We start from the raw sequence: 18,899 nt of genomic DNA on the forward strand, positions 1-18,899 counted from the left end.
AAAGAAACAGGAGCTTTATTGCGTTTCATAAGGAAAACCTACTGAAAAGGACCTTCTTTATAATTGCGCTGCGGGCTTCTGTGATTCCTGTACATTAACAAGACATTTACAATGCGCATAACCGATATGGTTACAGATAGAAGTAGCCCCTATAAAACAGGCGAGTTTCTCACCTTATACATGGCTTTATACTATAAGCAATGATTGCTCTAGCCTTGCCAATTTTCTATCCATAAAACGCATCGCAAATGCGCGCGATATAAAGATCTAATGGTCGTATTAGAAAATTTTCCTACAAAATCTATAGGGCAATGAAGAGTTTCCATCTCAAATTTGCTCCTGATACAGCAGGTGTTCCCAGTTCCTTTTTACCTCCCGATCGATAATCGTGGTGTATTCCCGATACAACTGGTGTAGGCTATGCTGCTTTATATAAATTTCTCACAACAAATTTGCTTCTATTCAGCACAAAAAAAATGTCCTACATCAGGTAGGACATTTTTAAAAATATGATAAGTAACTTATTTCTTGTTTAAGAAAGCGCTAACTAGGTCTGGCGCCATAATAGCACTTACAAATGTATAGGCTCCGGTCTTTGGAGATTTTACCATTTTTATTGCCTTTGTTAATCTTACATTTCCCGTTTGTAGGGATGCGACTGATTTCTTTGCCATGTCTTAATTATTTAATTTCTTTATGAAGGGTCATACGCTTCAAAACCGGGTTGAATTTTTTAAGTTCAAGACGATCTGGCGTGTTCTTCTTATTTTTCGTTGTTATGTATCGAGACATTCCTGCCATCCCAGATTCTTTGTGTTCTGTACATTGAAGAATTACTTGAATTCTATTTCCTTTACTTTTTGCCATCCTATTTAACTTTTATAAAACTACTTGGTCAAAAAACCCTTTGTGCGAGCTTCCTTAATTACCTGAGTAATTCCTTTTTTGTTGATGTTTTTTATTGCTCTTGTAGATACTTTCAAAGTGATCCACTTATCTTCTTCTGGTAAATAGAATTTCTTCTTGAAAAGATTAACGTTAAATCTACGCTTAGTTTTATTCATAGCGAAGGAAACGTTATTCCCTGTCATTGCTTTTTTTCCAGTAAGTTCACAAACTCGAGACATGATTATTGTTGTTTAAAATCGGAATGCAAAATAACGATTTTTTATTCGATCTCACAAGACTATTTTACAGCCTTTTTCATTAATTCTTTTTGAAGCAATTCAAATGACTTGTTTACCGTCTTTTGAATCACTCGTTCTCGGTGGTTTCCCATCATGAATTTCAACGCAAAACTTTTCGTTTCAGTAGCGACACCTATAAAAACCGTCCCTACACTTGCGTCGCTATCTCCTTTTGATGGACCGGCATTACCTGTTGTAGCAACCGCGTAATCTGATTTAAACTTTCTCTTAGCAGCAACAGCCATAGCTTCAGCTACTTCAGCACTAACTACAGAATATTGATCGATAATTGATGGGTCAATTCCCAATATGACTACTTTAGAATCTGTCGCATAAGTAATCGTACTTCCTTTAAAAAATTCAGAAGCCCCTGGAATTTCTGTAATTAAATTGGCTATTTTTCCACCCGTACAACTTTCTGCTGTGACAAGTGTTTTTCCTTGTTCTTTGAACAAACGGCTTATTTGTTCCACAAGACTCTCTTCATTACTTTCCCCTACGACAATATCCTCTATAAGTTTTAAAAGAAGTCTAATCTGATCATCTACTGTTTTTTCTATAAAAAGTTTATCCATGCCACGACTTGATAATCGCAGTCTAACGGTTCCTAAACTAGGTAAATAAGCCAGTTTAATATGTTCTGGAAGATCATCCTCCCATTGCTCAATTCTTGTGGCTATAGTGCTTTCTCCCTGTCCCGCTGTCAATATGGTTCTGTGGTGTATAAAAGGTAAACCTGGGATCGCCTTGATTTTAGGCAATACGCCACCACGCATTATTTCTTTCATCTCAAAAGGTACCCCTGGCATGGAAACAAAAATCACCTCGTTATGGACCAACCACATACCTGGTGCTGTTCCAAAATTATTCTTGATAATCTCCGCTTTATAAGGAACCATTGCTTGCGCTTTATTCATTTCTACCATAGCATCTTTGATGTACTTAGCAAACAGCTGCGTTACATGGTCCAGTATTTCTTGATTGAGGACCAACTCATCGTTCATGTAGTCACATATGGTCTTTTTGGTGATGTCATCTTTTGTAGGTCCTAATCCACCTGTTATGAGTACGATATCGGATTGCGATTCCGCTTTCGCGAAAGCAGACAAAATATGATCTCTACTGTCACTTATAGAAATAATTTCATGTACATAAACTCCAATTTTATTTAGCTCCTGAGCGATCCAAGCAGAATTTGTGTCCACGATCTGACCTATGAGAATCTCATCCCCTATCGTAATTATAGTTGCTTTCATTTAGAAGTCTCTTCTGAGTTGGATTAAAGTTTCTTCCAGTTCTTGATGCAAATACATGAAATCTTCATGGATATCTTTTTCGTCTTGACCTTCCCCCCAAGTTTCTAATTTGAGTGCCATATGATGCCCTTTTAATCCAAACAACTCCAGAGAAGGCTTCATTTTTTGCGCATAACTATGTACGTTTGCTCTGTTTTCTTCTAACACCGCGACTGCTAGTGCGTCAAGATCTGAAGACATTTCTGTGATAAAGGTGGCCACCATTAATTTTATAAATTCTGAATCATTATCAGACAGCTCTATTATTCGAGATAGGTTGTAAAAAACTTTTTTCATTTCACCTTTATTTTAAAGAGTTCTTTGCCGTGAAGGATCCCTGTCAAAATATCATTTTCTTGCACTCTAGAAACTCCTGCAGGTGTTCCTGTATAAATTAAATCTCCTATTTTAAGAGTGAAGTATTGTGAAATATAAGCAATGATTTCATCTATTTTCCACAGCATATGTGACGTATTTCCGTCTTGCTGCAACACCCCATTTTTAAATAATTGAAAATCGATGTTGTCCATTTCTGGCAAATCCCTTTTATGTATAAAATCTTTTGATAGTGCCGCGGCTCCGTCAAACGCTTTGGATTTTTCCCAAGGCAGACCTTTTTCTTTAAGCTTTTGTTGCACATCTCTCGCTGTAAAATCTATTCCCAAACCTATTTCTTCATAGTATTTATGAGCAAATTTTTGATCGATATGTTTCCCGATGCGATTGATCTTTACCACTACTTCTACTTCATGATGAACATCATCTGTCCATGGTGGAATAAAGAAGGGCTGTTTGTGCAATAAAATAGACGTATCTGGCTTTAGAAAAACTACGGGTTCTTCGGGCCGCTCATTTGCCAATTCATTTATATGATCGGTATAATTGCGACCTATGCAAATAATCTTCATACTCTACCTACTGTAATTAGGAGCTTCTTTAGTAATGGTCACATCATGAGGATGACTTTCCATCATTCCAGCTGCGGTAATCTTAATAAAACGACCTGATGCTTTTAAGGTTTCAATATCCTTTGCTCCACAGTACCCCATTCCTGCTCTTAAACCGCCTAAAAATTGCGTCATGCTTTCAACTAGATCCCCTTTATAAGGCACCCGGCCCACAATTCCTTCTGGAACTAGTTTTTTTATATCGTCTTCTACGTCTTGAAAGTAGCGGTCTTTAGAACCGTGCTGCATCGCCTCCACAGATCCCATTCCACGATAAGATTTAAATTTACGACCTTCATAAATAATGGTCTCCCCAGGAGATTCTGTTGTTCCAGCAAGCATGGATCCTAACATCACACAATCAGCTCCAGCAGCAATAGCTTTAGGAATGTCTCCTGTATATCTAATTCCGCCATCTGCAATTACGGGAACTCCTGTTCCCTTCAATGCATGAGCTACTTCCATAATGGCGCTTAGTTGGGGAAAGCCAACTCCCGCTACCACACGAGTTGTACAAATAGATCCAGGACCTATTCCTACCTTTACCGCATCTGCTCCAGCATTTGCTAAGTATATAGCAGCTTCAGCAGTAGCCACATTTCCTACCACTACTTCTAGATCAGGAAAACGTGCTTTAACCAATTTCAACACATCTACCACGCCTTTTGTATGACCGTGAGCCGTATCGATAACAACCGCATCTACCCCAGCGGCAACTAATGCACCCGCTCTTTCTACCGCATCACCAGTAACACCTATAGCAGCAGCCACCCGCAAACGACCGTACGTATCTTTATTTGCATTGGGCTGTAACGTTAGTTTTGTTATATCTCTAAAGGTGATTAAACCTTCTAGCTTGCCTTCATTGTCAACAACTAGTAATTTTTCAATCTTATATTCTTGTAAAATAACCTCAGCTTCTTGAAGTGATGTTCCTGCTTTTGCTGTTACTAAATTTTCTGATGTCATTACTTCTGAAACCAGTCTCGCATCATTTTTTTCAAAACGCAAATCCCGATTCGTGATGATCCCTTTTATATAACCATTTGCATCGATGATAGGAATTCCCCCTATGCTATGTTCTCTCATGCTGGCTTTTGCATCACCTATAGTAGCCTCCTCTGTCAAAGTTACTGGATCTATGATCATACCACTTTCTGCCCGTTTTACACGACGTACTTTTTGGGCTTGCGCTTCAATAGTCATGTTCTTATGTAGAATACCTATGCCTCCTTCTTGAGCCATAGCAATTGCCATACGGCTTTCAGTGACTGTATCCATCGCTGCAGAAATCACGGGAGCATTGAGTGTTATATTTCTAGTAAATTTAGTTTTGATATTCACTTCTCTAGGGAGCACCTCGCTATAGGCAGGTACAAGAAGTACGTCGTCGTAGGTTAATCCTTCACCTAAGAATTTGGAATCGTGGGAAATCATGCAATACAATTTTATTGCACGCAAAAGTACCTTTTTAATTCTTGTTCTCGGTTTTTATTGTTCTTAATTATTAATAACTCGTATTTGACCGATATAAATGAAATAATTTTAACAATTTGACCAACGCCATACGGCAAATCAGGTACTTTTATATAGAAAGCATAAGAATGTTGATTATTAAGCAGTGTAAAACATAAGCCACCTCCTTAATGCTTTTTAAAATCTACCTTCATAAAAAGTTTCTACCTATTCCATACGCTTGACACTTGCCTATCAAAACCACCCCAACGGGAAACCAAAACACCTCTCTTTACACAATTTTAAGTGCCGCGTATAGCAAAGGATTTAGAATACGTTACCTATTTGACTCGCATATAGCGGTCTGATCGAGTTCCAAAAAATGCTCAGTCTTGCTAGATGACTTGTAGAACCTCGAAAGCCTCATTTAGACAATGTATTAAAAAAATCAATAATTAAAAGTGTGCATAATGGCATAATTGATTGAAATTCTTTTGCCACTATAAACTTCTAGGCTATAACACCTTAACAGGATTTAAAAATGCCTGTTCTACGAACTCGATTGTTCAAGCTTACCACATTCAAAACGGATTATCGAAATCTGTACCTATAAATAGAACATGTTGATTCTCTGTTTTTACAACACCTGTGATAAGTATGCCGAAGTAACACCAAATTAATTTTTAAATATGGAATGGATATCAGCGGTATCCATTCCTTTTCACGGCACAAATTCTTACCACTTATAAATAATCACATCATCACCATCAAGCGTGGTTAGATAACGGTTATGAGATTGTGCCACTGCGCTTTTAGACTTTCCATAAACGGGCAAAGAAGAAAGAACCTCACCATTTTTATCTAAGACATACACCTTGTGTTCTACCGTTTCAATAAGATGAACGAAATCGCCACTAGATAAGCTGGTGATTTTTGCTGGCAGATAGGTACCATAGGGCAAACTTATAGCGTTACCGTTGATTATAAGTTCGTTGTTATTTTGAATCAATTTAATTTTTGAATTGGCATCAAGTGATGCGTCGTTTCGATAAGATCCTGTATATTTAATATTACCATTCACCAAATCTAACTGCATTAATTTTCCTTCTTTTGTAAAAGCTATGGCCTTATTCTTATGGAAAAAGAGTTCTGTATTTAGCTTCGGTTTATCCTTTACTTTAGTTCTTATACCGCCAGTTCTACTTAAAAGTGCAATGGAGTGATCTGCTTTTGCAAAAGCAATAAAATCTTTGGTCCCTACTCTAAAGTGTTTGGGCTGTGTGGTGATCTCATCTGCTTTTTTATAGGTAAATCCATCTACCGTTTTCCCATCTCTATCCAACATGATTAGTTCTTTCCCCTGAGTAACTAGAAATCGATAATCACGCCTTGAGTCATAGTCAAAAACGCTCAAAGGTTGCGTGATAGGATCTTTAAATTTCACAGGATAGGCATTCACATCCTTACCGTTTCTATCCACAAAATAAACGGAATTCCCAGTCGCAAAAACTAGTTGTTTACGGCCATTTTTATAAGCATCAATAGCTTCTATTTCTCCTAAAATAAGTCCATCCAACTTTTTACTCCACCATTTTTTACCGCTTTCTGATAAGAGATGTAGCGTGAAATCTTCATCTTGAAAAGCTACATCGTGTCGTTTACTCAAATGATTAGGAAATAAAAAGGGGCCTGCTATGATCTTTTTAGGCGACTTGTAACTTCCTAGTTGACTGACTTGCTGGTTCATACTGAAATTACTAGCTAACGGAATAATCATGTGAAAATGAGCATATTCATCTTCATGAACATACTGACTAATAATCAACGGAAAATCATTTTCACTGAGTTTATTAATAAGCTTCACATCTTCTTTGGCAGCATTTTGAGCTTCATCCTTGAATTCTTTCAGACTAGTTATTTTCAATAAACTACAACTGCTACTTAATGATTCACTCGCCTTTTTCCACCAAGACTGCTCAGCAAGAACCGTTTTATTCTGGTAATTAGATATAAGTTCTTCTAATGTTGTGGCACTTTGTGAAAAGAGGAGGTGTTGATCTATTACCGTCACAAATTTGTATTCCTTAGCTTGAACCAGTGGCTGTATAGCATGTGTTTTTAAGGGATGAGCCAGCTCGTAAACCCTATTGTCGCGGTAGGTAAATTGAAACGTTGATAAACTGTCTAAGTTCATGAAAATAGTCTCATAAGGAGCTAAGGTGAAGACCAAAGCACTAGACTTTTCTAAAACTACCTCACTCATTTCTTGCGTATGATCAAGAATACTCATCAGCTGGCTTCCCACTTTCACGTCATTGCTATGATACCTCCTTAAATTATCTATAAGTTGAGAAGGATTTTTATAGGTAACCGATTTCAAAGTACGCAGACTTACTGGCACAATTTCTTGAATGTGATTTTCAGTAACTTCTATGTTGTTGTACAGATCATGATCCATTTTTAAACTGTCTTTATAAGTAATCACACCGTCTAATTGGAGAGCAAAATCGCCAGTTTGACCTTCTAACTGATACCATTGCGCATGATTACCAGCATCGCTTATATTGCTTCCTAATAGAAATTGCTCCACCCATTTTTTTTCAGTTGCGTTTACATAGAACGTATTGCCACTTTTAGTTCTATTGTATATCTGCTCAAAACCATCGTCAAACAGGTAATTAGTGACATCTCTACGCACTAAACTTTCTAGAACCAATCGAGAGGAACTCGCTAGATGTACTCCTTTGTGATTGATAGAATAATAACTAAAATCTTTTTTTTGAGTTTTAATGATATCCACGTTATTGTATTTAATAACTGTAGTAAAGTCAGTAGAGTCGGCTTTCTTTTCAATAAGTGAGGTAATCAGTGTGATCACCACTTCATTTTTACCTTCCATACTCAGAGCGATTAAGGAATCATCTAAAAGGTCATAATCCTTGAGAAAAGAACTAGCTTTATGTATTTCCTGAAAACGAGAAAGACCTGACAGGGTACTGTACAACTCATTCCCACTAAAAAATTGATCCAGATCTTCAAAATTATCGGTATGGACAATAATTTTAGAATCCGTAGGAATGCGATTGATAAGATCTCGATTGATCTTTGAATCTCCTGCACAACTGAGGAGTGTAGAAGCAATAATAATAAAGGCAATTAGGTTGCGCATAGAAATTATTTAAGGAACTCGTTTCAACTTTTGTAATCCAGCAAAAATTAAACCTTTTAATTGTAAATAACATATTTTTTTAGCCACACAGCATCCTAATGTAAAGACACAAAGACACCCTTAAAAGAGTTGTTTTTTAGCAGGCGTAAAAGTGCCAACAAGTTAGTTGCAAAAATAAATAGGATTATCATTCTAGACGCTATAAACCCCAACAACTTATTCATCTAATGTCAACTGATCTGGCAGCAATCTAAAAGTCATGCGATGGTATGGTGTTGCTCCATATTGCCTGATCGCCTCCCGGTGCTTTTTAGTGGGATACCCTTGGTTATTTTCCCAATCGTATTCTGGATGCTCTTGAGCGATGCGCGACATGAAATCATCCCGATAGGTCTTAGCGAGTATGGATGCTGCTGCAATGTGTAAGTATTTACCATCCCCTTTTACAACCGTAGTTGCCAGAATTCCTGGATAGGCATTGAATTTATTACCATCTACGGCAATATGTTTTGGACGCAATTTCAATCCATCTATGGCTTGATGCATGGCAAGCAGACTCGCTTGTAAGATATTGATCTCGTCTATCTTTTCCATCATTACATGAGACACATGATAATCTAATGCCTCTCGCTCTATCAAAGTTCTTAATAAATACCTACGCTTTCGCGAAAGTTTCTTGCTATCATCTAATAATTCACATTGAAAATCTAAGGGTAAGATTACGGCTGCAGCGGTTACAGGACCAGAAAGACAGCCACGACCAGCCTCATCGGTACCACATTCTAGGATGTTTTTATGAATTTGATTTAATAACATTTTCAAAAGTACATAATAGCAGCAGTTTAAAATCGTTTAAATTACTATTACCGATGATCCCTATAATTATACCTTCTAAACTTGTTCCTTTTATGTTGTATCCTGCTCTTTATAATGGACACTCTTTTTATTTTAAAATACCAAATGGATAAATGGAATTATCAAACCAAAACAGCTAAAAAAAATGATTTACAGAGGCTCTTTTGGAACAGTACCAATTTGAATTTTAAATATCTGTATACTAAATAAAATTATTTTTTGTTTTAAAAAGGCCTAAAATAAAAGTATAGCGGTAGCTAGGGTTTTATTATTCAACGATGGAAAAATAAAAAAGCGGTTGCTGAACTCGTTTCGGCAAAACAATTTATAACGGCATTTGATGTTACATTTGGTATAAAACGGCCATTGGATAACGATGGCTATAAAACTTATTCACAGCCCGCTGCATCAAAAAAGCAACTTCGCTTCTTATTAGCCCACTTAAAATTAAAATAGGTATTACTTTTGAATACTGCTTGTAGTACTTTTTATGAAACGACTTTTCTTATTATTATTTTTGATGCCGTTAAGCCTTTTGGGTCAAAGGGAAAAAGCGCCTCTGCAAAACAGAAACGATCCAAATAGATCGATCTCCAATAAAGAGGTGACCGTAGAAGGAGAAAAACCACCCATTACAGACTACCTTATCATATCCCAAAAGCGAGATACTACTTTTCTAGACACCACGCTTACCATGGCAAAAGATTTCAAATTCAATTACCTTCGTAAAGACGACTTTGAATACATGCCGTTTCATAACGTTGGTCAACCGTATAACGAATTAGGTAAAAGTTTTGATCTTGAACTACTGTCACCAAGATTGGGTTCTAGAGCAAGGCATCAAGGTTATTATGAGATAGAAGACATTCTCGATTACCACGTCCCTACTCCATTAAGCGATCTGTACTTTAAAACCGTTGTGAACCAAGGACAACAATTAGAAGCTCTTTTCACCTCAAATTTATCACCACAGTTTAATTTCTCTATCAGTTATAAAGGAGTGCGGAGCGCAGGAGATTATGTCCATACCTTAACCAGTTCTGGTAATTTTAAAATTACTACCCATTACACTTCAAAAAACAAACGCTACCGTTTGAGAATTCACACGACTTTTCAAGATCATTTTAATGAAGAAAACGGCGGCCTGGAGTCAGCATCTCTCGAAGGATTTATGAATGAATCTACCGATTTTCAAAATAGAGCAAGGCTAGAACCTAACCTTACCAATGCAGAAAGTTTACTAGATGGAAAACGTTTTTATATAGATCAGGATTATGAAGTCATAGGAAAGAAAGACAGCACTTCTTACTACAGTGGTCGCATTTACAGTAAAGCTTATTACGAAGATAAATTTTATCAATTTTCACAAACTAGTGCCGACGAAGCTTTTCTAGGCGAGGCATATGTTTCTTCTAACCTACAAGATAAAACCAACCTAGAAGAAGGAATGATAGAGGCTGGTGCCTCTTATGACCACCATATATTTGGGTTTTATAAAGCTGGCGTTGCCCGACATAAATACAACTACGGTTACGATCGCTTGATCAATCAAGGTAGCGGTACCATTACCAATAGATTGATAGGAGAATTGTACCAGTTCAAAGCTGAGTTTGCAAAACGCATTGGTAAATTTGATGTCACTGCAAACGGTGGCGTGAATATCGCTGGTGCAGTAGATGGGCAGTTTTTCAATGGGCAAGCATCTTATAAGTTCCAAGATTTTGATGTAAAAGCAGGTCTTGCAATCAGTTCTAGAGCGCCAGATTTTAATTATACACTGCATCAAAGTGATTACCTCAATTACAACTGGCAAAACAACTTCAATAACATAGAGAAACAGGAATTGAGCTTTAACATAGCATCTGAGAAATATGTAAATGCTCAAGTAACCTTTACTACCCTGCAGGATCATGTATATTTTGCCCAAAGTTTGATCACTAATGCTAATGATGAAGTTACTGGCTATAACGCTACACCACTTCAAGCGAGCGAATCTATTACCTACCTGAAAATTAAAATAAGTAAAGACATCACCTTTTTAAGACACTTTGGATTTGACAATACAATAATGTACCAAAATGTCACTCCAACAGATGATATTATTAACGTACCAGACCTCACCGCTCGCAGTACATTCTACTATAAAAACCGGTTGTTCAAAAAAGCATTGTTGCTTCAAACAGGGATTACAGCCAAATATTTCACCGAATACAACATGGATGGTTACGATCCTGTTTTAGGAGAGTTCTACAGTCAGAATACAGACCAATTAGGAGGCTTTCCTATGGTAGATATTTTTGTAAATGCAAAGATTAGACAGACCAGAATCTTCTTTAAGCTAGAACACGCCAACCAGCTTTTTGCAGGTGATACCAATTATTTCAGTGCTCCTCGAAATCCATATCGTGACTTTGCGATTCGTTTTGGGCTGGTATGGAATTTCTTTTTGTAAACTTTTAGCTTTAATTAGCAATACAACGCCTTATCTTTGAGCGTGGCTATACGCAAATCTATAATCGCTTCTTTTTTGTTGTTGCTCTTTACAGCGATGCAAATTTCCATTGTCCATGAGTTTTCTCATGATGACGACAGCATAGGTTGTGACATTTGTTTAATTGCACACAATTTTCAATCGCAGTCTTATGACCTAGCACCACAACTGGATTTCCATCCCTCTGTATTTGTTAGTAGTAAAGAAAAAGTTGTTATTGATATCGCTTTCGCGAAAGCGGAATCTCAGCCAATTGTCCACACCACAAGACCTCCACCAGCTTCAATTATAAGCTTCTAGATTAGAAAAGCAGCCTATTTTGTTTCTTTTTTACTCGTATTTCTTTAAAAAAAGAGCTGTAGTGAAGCTACAGCATATTTTTTATAAGTTATCTGATTAAAAAACAATTTAAATTATTTACGCCTCTTCTTTCATCTTAAACGGCTGTACCCCTTATCAGTTGAGTATCTCGCCTACCTGATACATATTCAAACAATTTCGAACTGAAAACCTCGCGTCTATTTACTTTTTTTTCTGTTGCTCGTATCTTAAAAAATAAGATGTTAGTTGTACTTCCATCAGTTTAGTACAAATCATTATTCTTAAATTTTTTAAATTATTCTAACAGAAATAAAATTCAAATTCTTCAACGAATTTTTCCAATAGAACTTGTAAAATTTAAACTTCCAACATGTTTACGAAACCTCTCGTAGCGATAGCTTTATTAGCAAGCTTTTGTTATACCCATGCACAAGAATGCACCCTTGTACTCCAAGGTAAAATAACAGATTTTCACGATTCCCAACCGCTAGAGTTGGCTCAAATTTATGTGGAACAACTTCAAAAGACCTACATCTCAAAATCAGATGGATCTTATGAAATCACAGATTTATGTCCTGGAAATTATAATATAAGCATCTCACATTATGATTGTGACACCAAAAAAACAGAAATTAAAATTGATCAAAATAAGACACTCCACATCACTTTAGAACACCATATCAATGACCTAAAAGAAATGAAAATACTGGCCGATGTGCATGACAATCATTCCAACACACAATCCAGCACGAGAATCAAGGCCAAAACTATTCAACAATACAGCGGCGCATCTTTAGGTGATGCACTGGCTACCGTCTCAGGAGTTAGTACTCTCAAAACAGGAAATAGTGTCGTAAAACCTATTATTCACGGACTTTATGGAAGTCGTGTAGCCATCGTAAATGACGGAATGCGGCAACAAGATCAAGAATGGGGTGTGGAACACGCGCCCAATATAGATATCAATACGGCGAGTACTATTGAAGTTATAAAAGGAGCCAGTGCCTTGCGTTATGGTGGCGATGCGATAGGTGGCACCATTCTTATAACACCTGCTCGCGTGATTGCAAAAGACACCTTAAATGGTCACGCCATCATGCAAGGGCAGACTAATGGTCGTGGCGGCAGTGCGACGACTACCGTTAATAATTACCGAAAATCTGGATGGTACCAGCAGGCAACACTTACCTACAAAAAGCTAGGAGATTTTGAAGCGCCAGATTATGTTTTGAGCAATACAGGAAGTGAAACCACCGCAGTTAAGTTGGGTATAGGCTTCAAAACATTTGAATATGGGGCTAGTGCCAAGTATTCCTACTACCAAAGCGAAATAGGCATCCTAAGAGCATCACATATAGGAAATGCCAGTGATTTAGTACGCAGCATCAACTCCGGACAACCACTTATTATAAATGACTTTACCTACAATATCGAAGCGCCTAAACAACAAGTGGCACATCATGGGTTGCAATTCAATGCTTTTAAACGATTTGCTGGATTAGGTAAATTGAGTATGGACTATTCCTTTCAGTTTAATAACCGAAAGGAATTTGACATCAGGCGCGGTGAAAATGCAGGCCGTGCTTCTCTAGACATGGATCTACAAACACAAAACATAAGTGTATACGCTATGGTAGATGCTTTTGAAAACACCATTTATGAAGCTGGTATAGATTACATGACCCAGGTGAACAGACCTGATGCAGCAACAGAAGTTAGAAGGTTGATTCCAGATTATAATGCAAATAAAGTGGGTGCGTTTACCAGCGTTACCCATAATCCTTCTGAGAATTGGGTGCTGGATGCTGGGTTGCGATACGATCGCTACCACATCAACGCTACTAAGTTCTACTTACAAAGCCGTTGGGAAGATTTAGGCTATGACGAGCAATTTGCTTCTTTTGAAATAGGCAGAGAAGGCAATCAAATAAAGACCCAGCCCGAATTTCAATACGATTTATTTGCTTTTACAGCTGGAGCAAAATATGAGTTTAACACAGACTACGATCTTTCTATTAACTTAAGTAGTGCTAACCGCGCACCTAATCCCAGCGAATTGTTCAGTGACGGATTGCATCATGCCTTGGCAACGATTGAATTGGGAAGGCTGGATTTAAGAAAAGAACAATCCTATAAAATCAATACTGCTTTTCATGTAAATAAAGGACGTTTGGATTTGGAAATCAATCCTTATCTCAACTTTGTAAATGACTTTATACAATTAGTTCCTACCGGATTGGAAACAACTATTCGCGGTGCTTTTCCTGTGTTTCAATACGAGCAAATTAACGCTAGATTATATGGTATTGACCTTCATGCGAGTTATGATTTTTGGACCAAAAAACCAGCTAAAAAGAGATATACCCATCCCAATGAACTCGTTTATAAAGCCGTAAAACTTCTAAGCCTAGAAACCAACATGTCCTACATTCATGGAACAAGCACCAGCGATGAAGAGCCATTAATAGACATGCCACCAGCACAAATCCAAACGCAGCTCACTTGGTACAACGCTGGTATACAGAATTTCGATCTTTACGTTTCCAATCATGCTGTTTTTCAACAAAATAGGTTTCCAGATAACAACTTCCCAGTTAGTATCCCTAATGATGAAGGACAACTCATTACCTCTACGGTAGATATTTCTAGCACTCCGGCTGCTTATAGTTTATGGAATGTGGGTGCTAGTTACGCTTTCGCGAAAGCGAATACCAAAATCAACCTCACCGTAAACAATTTATTAAATAGCCAGTACCGCAATTACCTCAACCGACAGCGTTTTTATGCAGACGAAATAGGAAGAGACCTTCAATTACAAATTATCTATAACTTTTAAAAACAATAAAAATGAAAACAATGAAAACAACAAAAAAAATGAAAACCATGAAAAATTCCATCCCTGTATTAAGTCTAGTGGCTTTATTATGTATGACGTCCTGTACGGATGACGATGAAGTACAAATCATCAATGAAGAAGAACTGATTACCACTGTAGAATTAGAATTGACCAGCTCCACTGATGCCGCAAATGTCATCCTGTTTACATCTGTCGATATAGATGGCGACGGACCTGACGATCCAGTGATCACGATTACGGGTACGATCAACGCAAATACTTCTTATGACGGAAGTATTAGATTTCTTAATGAATCCATTGCGCCCACTGAAAATATCACAGAAGAAGTGATTGAAGAAGGAGATGAGCATGAGGTGTTTTACAGTTCTAGTTTAGCCGATTTCTCTATCACAAAAATAGACCTTGACGCAAATGGCAATCCGCTAGGAGTGATCACCACATTACAGACTGGAGCCGTAGGAACGGGAACGTTAACAGTAGTACTGCGTCACGAACCTACCAAGCCTAACGACAACACTTTATCTGGTGCTGGCGGTGAGACTGATGTGCAAGTGAGTTTTACTTTAGCGGTAGAGTAAATTACCTGGATTACCTATTATTTAAAGCCTATTGAAGTAATTATTGCTTTGATGGGCTTTTTTGATTCTTATAAATTCCGTTTAAAAAACAATCCTACTTCCTGTTTTTAATACCTAGTCCTCCAGAAGATCCAATTCTTCGGTACCAAAAGACCCGCGTTGTTCCGGATTCCAGAATCCGTAATCCAAACGAATTCTAATGTAATAGGCTAGAGTATTTCCTTTAGGAATAAAGATTTTTTGATCGCTTGATTCCAGAGCTATACCGTACTCAAAAGGAGTAGCATCAAGATTTTCAAAATTATTAATTTAAATAGATACGTAACCTACAAAAAAGTTCTGCCCAGGTTTTAAATGGAAGAGCACGATCTCAATTTAAAACCCAACTTCAGCACACTCATTTTAAATGTAATAGTTATCAATACTTCTCTGGATTTTCAATCACATCCTGTGCTTTGGCCTGATGCTTTTGCAACAACTCAGGATCCATTTTTCTGAGCAATGCCATCATCATATTCATGCGTTGATTTCCTTTAAAATGTTCTTGTTTTTCGGCAAGGAAATTCCAGTATAACGAGTTAAAGGGACAAGCGTCTTCTTCGGCCTTCTTTTTAGTTACTTTGTACGCACAACCTTTGCAATAGTTACTCATTTTATTGATGTAACTACCGCTGGAAACATATGGTTTAGTGGCAACAATGCCGCCATCTGCCCATTGAGACATCCCTCTGGTATTGGTGATTTCCACCCATTCTATGGCGTCGATGTAAATTCCCAGATACCACTCATCCACATAACTAGGATCTGTCATGGTAAGCAGCGCGTAATTACCAGTTATCATCAACCGCTGTATGTGATGTGCGTAAGCGTTATCTAGCGAGTTATTAATGGAATGCTTCAGACAATTCATTTTAGTGTCTCCCGTCCAGTAGAATTCTGGAAGTTTGTTTCTGTTTTCTAATGCATTCTTAGTTTGATATCCTGGCATTTCAGCCCAGTAAATCCCACGCATGAACTCGCGCCAACCTAAAATTTGTCTTATAAATCCCTCTACCTGGGAGATATCTATGACTGGTGTTTCGCTTTCGCGAAAGCGAGATAAAACAGTCTGAATTACTTCTGTAGGAGATAGGAGTTTGCAATTCATTGCAAAACTTATTCTGGAGTGAAATAGAAAATCCTGATCGGTATGCATGGCGTCTTGGAAATCGCCAAAATGCACCAACAAATGCGCACAAAAGTAATCCAACACCTCTAATCCCTCCTGGCGTGTTGTGGGCCAATCAAATTTAGAAGGGTCGATACGACCTATGGTTTTCACTCCTTCTTTTTCCAACAAGTCCGTAATTTCAGAAACTTCCTTTTTAAAAGCTTTCTCTGGAGGAATGGCTGTTTTCTCATCCCATTTATTGCGATTGCTCTGATCGTAATTCCATTTACCGCCTTCTGGTTCTTTATCACCTTCGATCATGATATCGTATTTCTTACGCATATCGCGGTAAAAGTATTCCATGGTCCAGCGTTTTTTTCCCTCAAAAAACTTTTCCACATCTTTTCTTTTGGTCAAGAAATGCTCCGTGTCATAACCTTGCCACTCTATGTCCAATGATTTACAAAAATTGATTAACTGTTGGTCCAATCGCCATTCATCTGGCGCTAGATATTCGAACTTTTCAATCTGGTGGTCTTTGATGAGTTGTTGTAGATTTTGTACGAGATCCTGAGTATTATTTTTATCGTCCAGGTGGTAATAAACGCTCTTCCAACCGCGCTCTTGGATCCAAGAATTAAAACTACGCATCGCCATAAAGTAAGCCACTACTTTCTGAATGTGATGGGTCACATAATCTGTTTCTTGACGCATTTCTGCCATGAAATAAATCACATTCTTTTGATCTTCTTCAAACCAAGAGTGTTTATGGTTAAGTTGATCTCCTAATACCAGTCGTAAAGTTTTCATATTTTATTTTGTAAAGCCGTTGCAATACGTTTTATTTTTCTGCCAAGCCTTAGCAGAAAAGTTTTTCTTGCTAAGCCGTCTCAAGACAACTTAGCTAGCTTATCATCTCGATAATTTTTTAAACCAACAACTGTTTAATGGCTGTTGCGTTTTTGATCCGTCGTACCGTTTAAAACCGCTGCGGTTGCCTTAGCCACAATCTCTTTTAAGTACTGATTTCCATTATGGCAAAATCTCACAAGATCTGCCATCGCTTATTTCCAGTTCGAATTCAAGTTCCGTCTCTGATTCGTTTCTAAAACAATTCATCTTGCAACCACAGTTTTTGGAACTTGCCATCGGCATCATAGCGGCTGGCTTGAAATTGTATATTAAATGTTCTATTTCTTGGATCATTTCCCACACCACTATTATACATCCAGTTGCCGTAATTGGAATGTACATCATAATCGATAAGAATGTGCTCAAAATAAGCAGCTCCTATTCTCCAGTCTTGCTCTTTATGCATGGACCAATAACTAGCAACATTTTGGCGACCGCGATTACTCATAAATCCGGTAGAAGCCAGTTCCTTCATATTTGCGTTTACAAAAGGCTCATGTGTTTCTCCTTCCATCCATTTTTTGAGTTCGCGCTCATTGGATTTCCACTCGTAATCGTTTTGTAAAATCCCTCCTATCTGAAATATTTGATCCTTGTGCTTTAAGGACACATACTTAAAGAAGTCACGCCATACCAATTCAAAAATAAGCCAATACGTGTCTTGATTTTTCTTAATTTCTTTTTCAAATCGGGTTACTTCCCAATAAATTTGCCTCGCAGATATACAACCTATAGCCAGCCATGCACTAAACTTACTGCTGTAATCGATACCTATCAGGCCGTTTCTCGTCTTTTTATAATATTGAAGTTTCTTCGTTTGCCAAAAATAATGATCCAGACGTTCCCATACTGCTGTTTCACCACCGTCCCAAGGAAAAGCACTTCGGCTGTCCTTTGCAAACTCTTCTAATCCTAATTCTGTGAGAGTTGGAATAGTGGTTTGCTCTACTTCTAGTGCAACTTGCAAATAACCGGTAATGTCTACTAGTGCTCTAACTTTAGCTTGCTTTTCGCATTTTTTACGGAATTCAGTAAAGACTTTAGGCACTTGCTTCCAAGTCTCAAAAGGAACTTCATCCGGGTGGTACAAAAACTGGTCGTAAAAACGATGCCCTTTTACCTTCTCTTTAAGTCCCGCTTTCTCCAGAGCTATTCCTAAGTCCTCTTCTTGTTGTAACTCATCACGAGTCCATTCCTTTTGAAGGAAGATATTGGATATATCCTGCTTCTCCATCAATTCTGGAAATACTTCAGCTGGTGTGGCGTGAAAGATTAAAAGCGGAATACCGTGCTTTTCTAGACTAGAGCGCAAATCTGCTAAAGCTTCTCTAATAAATTGTGCTCGGTATTTTCCTGTTTTACCAAAGGGTATATCAATACCTAAATCAAAGCAGCCTTCTTTATAAAAAGCAGGATCAAAACAATAGGCTGCAATTACGCTTCCGTCATTCTCACATGCCGCTTTTAAGCTTTGATTATCCTGTATTCTTAAATCATTTCTAAACCAGATAAGGTTGTTCATATATTATTATTTATCAAGTTGTTATAAAACAGCTGTGCTGTTTTTACAATGTCTTTACTATAATTTAAAGATGTATCACAATGAATTATTTGTACCATTGACCGACCACATCTTTACAGATGTATAAGTTCTTTTCCAAGAGAAAACCTTACAGATCTAG

15 protein-coding genes are annotated in these 18,899 nt (G+C 37.6%); 4 read left to right on the plus strand and 11 right to left on the minus strand.

Going from position 1 to position 18,899, the window contains the following annotated elements; all coding sequences use genetic code 11:
* Positions 1-521 precede the first annotated feature (521 nt).
* The 9 genes from ACJAT0_RS03135 to ACJAT0_RS03175 all read right to left on the minus strand — a co-directional run bounded on the left by ACJAT0_RS03135 (position 522) and on the right by ACJAT0_RS03175 (position 8,869).
* A complete protein-coding gene (locus ACJAT0_RS03135; protein WP_374004094.1) occupies positions 522-674 on the minus strand; it encodes a DUF4295 domain-containing protein in 153 nt (50 codons plus the stop codon).
* A gap of 7 nt (positions 675-681) precedes the next feature.
* The gene (rpmG, locus tag ACJAT0_RS03140; RefSeq protein ID WP_374004095.1) at positions 682-867 is read right to left on the minus strand and encodes a 50S ribosomal protein L33; all 186 of its coding nucleotides are present in this window, start codon (positions 865-867) and stop codon (positions 682-684) included.
* A 20-nt stretch (positions 868-887) separates the two neighbouring features.
* Positions 888-1,127, minus strand: coding sequence for a 50S ribosomal protein L28 (gene rpmB / locus ACJAT0_RS03145; protein WP_415180480.1), 240 nt, complete (start codon positions 1,125-1,127; stop codon positions 888-890).
* 59 nt (positions 1,128-1,186) lie between these two features.
* On the minus strand, positions 1,187-2,443 hold the full coding sequence (locus ACJAT0_RS03150; protein WP_415180481.1) for a CinA family nicotinamide mononucleotide deamidase-related protein: 1,257 nt from the start codon (positions 2,441-2,443) through the stop codon (positions 1,187-1,189).
* A complete protein-coding gene (locus ACJAT0_RS03155) occupies positions 2,444-2,779 on the minus strand; it encodes a hypothetical protein (protein WP_415180482.1) in 336 nt (111 codons plus the stop codon).
* Complete coding sequence (locus ACJAT0_RS03160) at positions 2,776-3,390, minus strand: fumarylacetoacetate hydrolase family protein (RefSeq protein WP_415180483.1); 615 nt, start codon at positions 3,388-3,390, stop codon at positions 2,776-2,778. The genes ACJAT0_RS03155 and ACJAT0_RS03160 overlap by 4 nt, the downstream gene beginning before the upstream one ends.
* A 3-nt stretch (positions 3,391-3,393) precedes the next feature.
* Positions 3,394-4,866 (minus strand): IMP dehydrogenase, encoded by a 1,473-nt coding sequence (guaB, locus tag ACJAT0_RS03165; protein ID WP_415180484.1) that lies wholly within the window; start codon positions 4,864-4,866, stop codon positions 3,394-3,396.
* Positions 4,867-5,620: 754 nt separating this feature from the next.
* Positions 5,621-8,053 carry a hypothetical protein gene (locus ACJAT0_RS03170; RefSeq protein ID WP_415180485.1) on the minus strand — a complete coding sequence of 811 codons (2,433 nt, stop codon included), beginning with the start codon at positions 8,051-8,053 and terminating at the stop codon, positions 5,621-5,623.
* Between the two features lie 216 nt (positions 8,054-8,269).
* Positions 8,270-8,869, minus strand: a complete 600-nt coding sequence (locus ACJAT0_RS03175; protein ID WP_374004107.1) for a ribonuclease HII — start codon at positions 8,867-8,869, stop codon at positions 8,270-8,272.
* Positions 8,870-9,398: 529 nt separating this feature from the next.
* Between ACJAT0_RS03175 and ACJAT0_RS03180 the strand changes: the two genes are divergently transcribed.
* The 4 genes from ACJAT0_RS03180 to ACJAT0_RS03195 all read left to right on the plus strand — a co-directional run bounded on the left by ACJAT0_RS03180 (position 9,399) and on the right by ACJAT0_RS03195 (position 15,155).
* Positions 9,399-11,360 carry a putative porin gene (locus tag ACJAT0_RS03180; protein WP_415180486.1) on the plus strand — a complete coding sequence of 654 codons (1,962 nt, stop codon included), beginning with the start codon at positions 9,399-9,401 and terminating at the stop codon, positions 11,358-11,360.
* Between the two features lie 42 nt (positions 11,361-11,402).
* Positions 11,403-11,699: a hypothetical protein gene (locus ACJAT0_RS03185; RefSeq protein WP_415180487.1), complete on the plus strand. Its 297-nt coding sequence runs from the start codon at positions 11,403-11,405 to the stop codon at positions 11,697-11,699.
* Between the two features lie 391 nt (positions 11,700-12,090).
* Entirely contained in the window at positions 12,091-14,556 is a 2,466-nt protein-coding gene (locus ACJAT0_RS03190) for a TonB-dependent receptor (RefSeq protein WP_415180488.1), read from the plus strand.
* 47 nt (positions 14,557-14,603) lie between these two features.
* Positions 14,604-15,155, plus strand: coding sequence for a type 1 periplasmic binding fold superfamily protein (locus ACJAT0_RS03195; RefSeq protein WP_415180489.1), 552 nt, complete (start codon positions 14,604-14,606; stop codon positions 15,153-15,155).
* A 418-nt stretch (positions 15,156-15,573) separates the two neighbouring features.
* On the opposite strand, the gene ACJAT0_RS03200 is transcribed toward ACJAT0_RS03195, so the two are convergent.
* Both ACJAT0_RS03200 and ACJAT0_RS03205 read right to left on the minus strand, forming a co-directional pair.
* The gene (locus ACJAT0_RS03200) at positions 15,574-17,115 is read right to left on the minus strand and encodes a cryptochrome/photolyase family protein (RefSeq protein WP_415180490.1); all 1,542 of its coding nucleotides are present in this window, start codon (positions 17,113-17,115) and stop codon (positions 15,574-15,576) included.
* Between the two features lie 295 nt (positions 17,116-17,410).
* Positions 17,411-18,739 carry a DASH family cryptochrome gene (locus ACJAT0_RS03205; protein WP_415180491.1) on the minus strand — a complete coding sequence of 443 codons (1,329 nt, stop codon included), beginning with the start codon at positions 18,737-18,739 and terminating at the stop codon, positions 17,411-17,413.
* Positions 18,740-18,899: the final 160 nt, after the last annotated feature.

Origin of the sequence: Nonlabens sp. (genome assembly GCF_047636915.1) — a bacterium.
Taxonomy (GTDB): Bacteria; Bacteroidota; Bacteroidia; order Flavobacteriales; family Flavobacteriaceae; genus Nonlabens.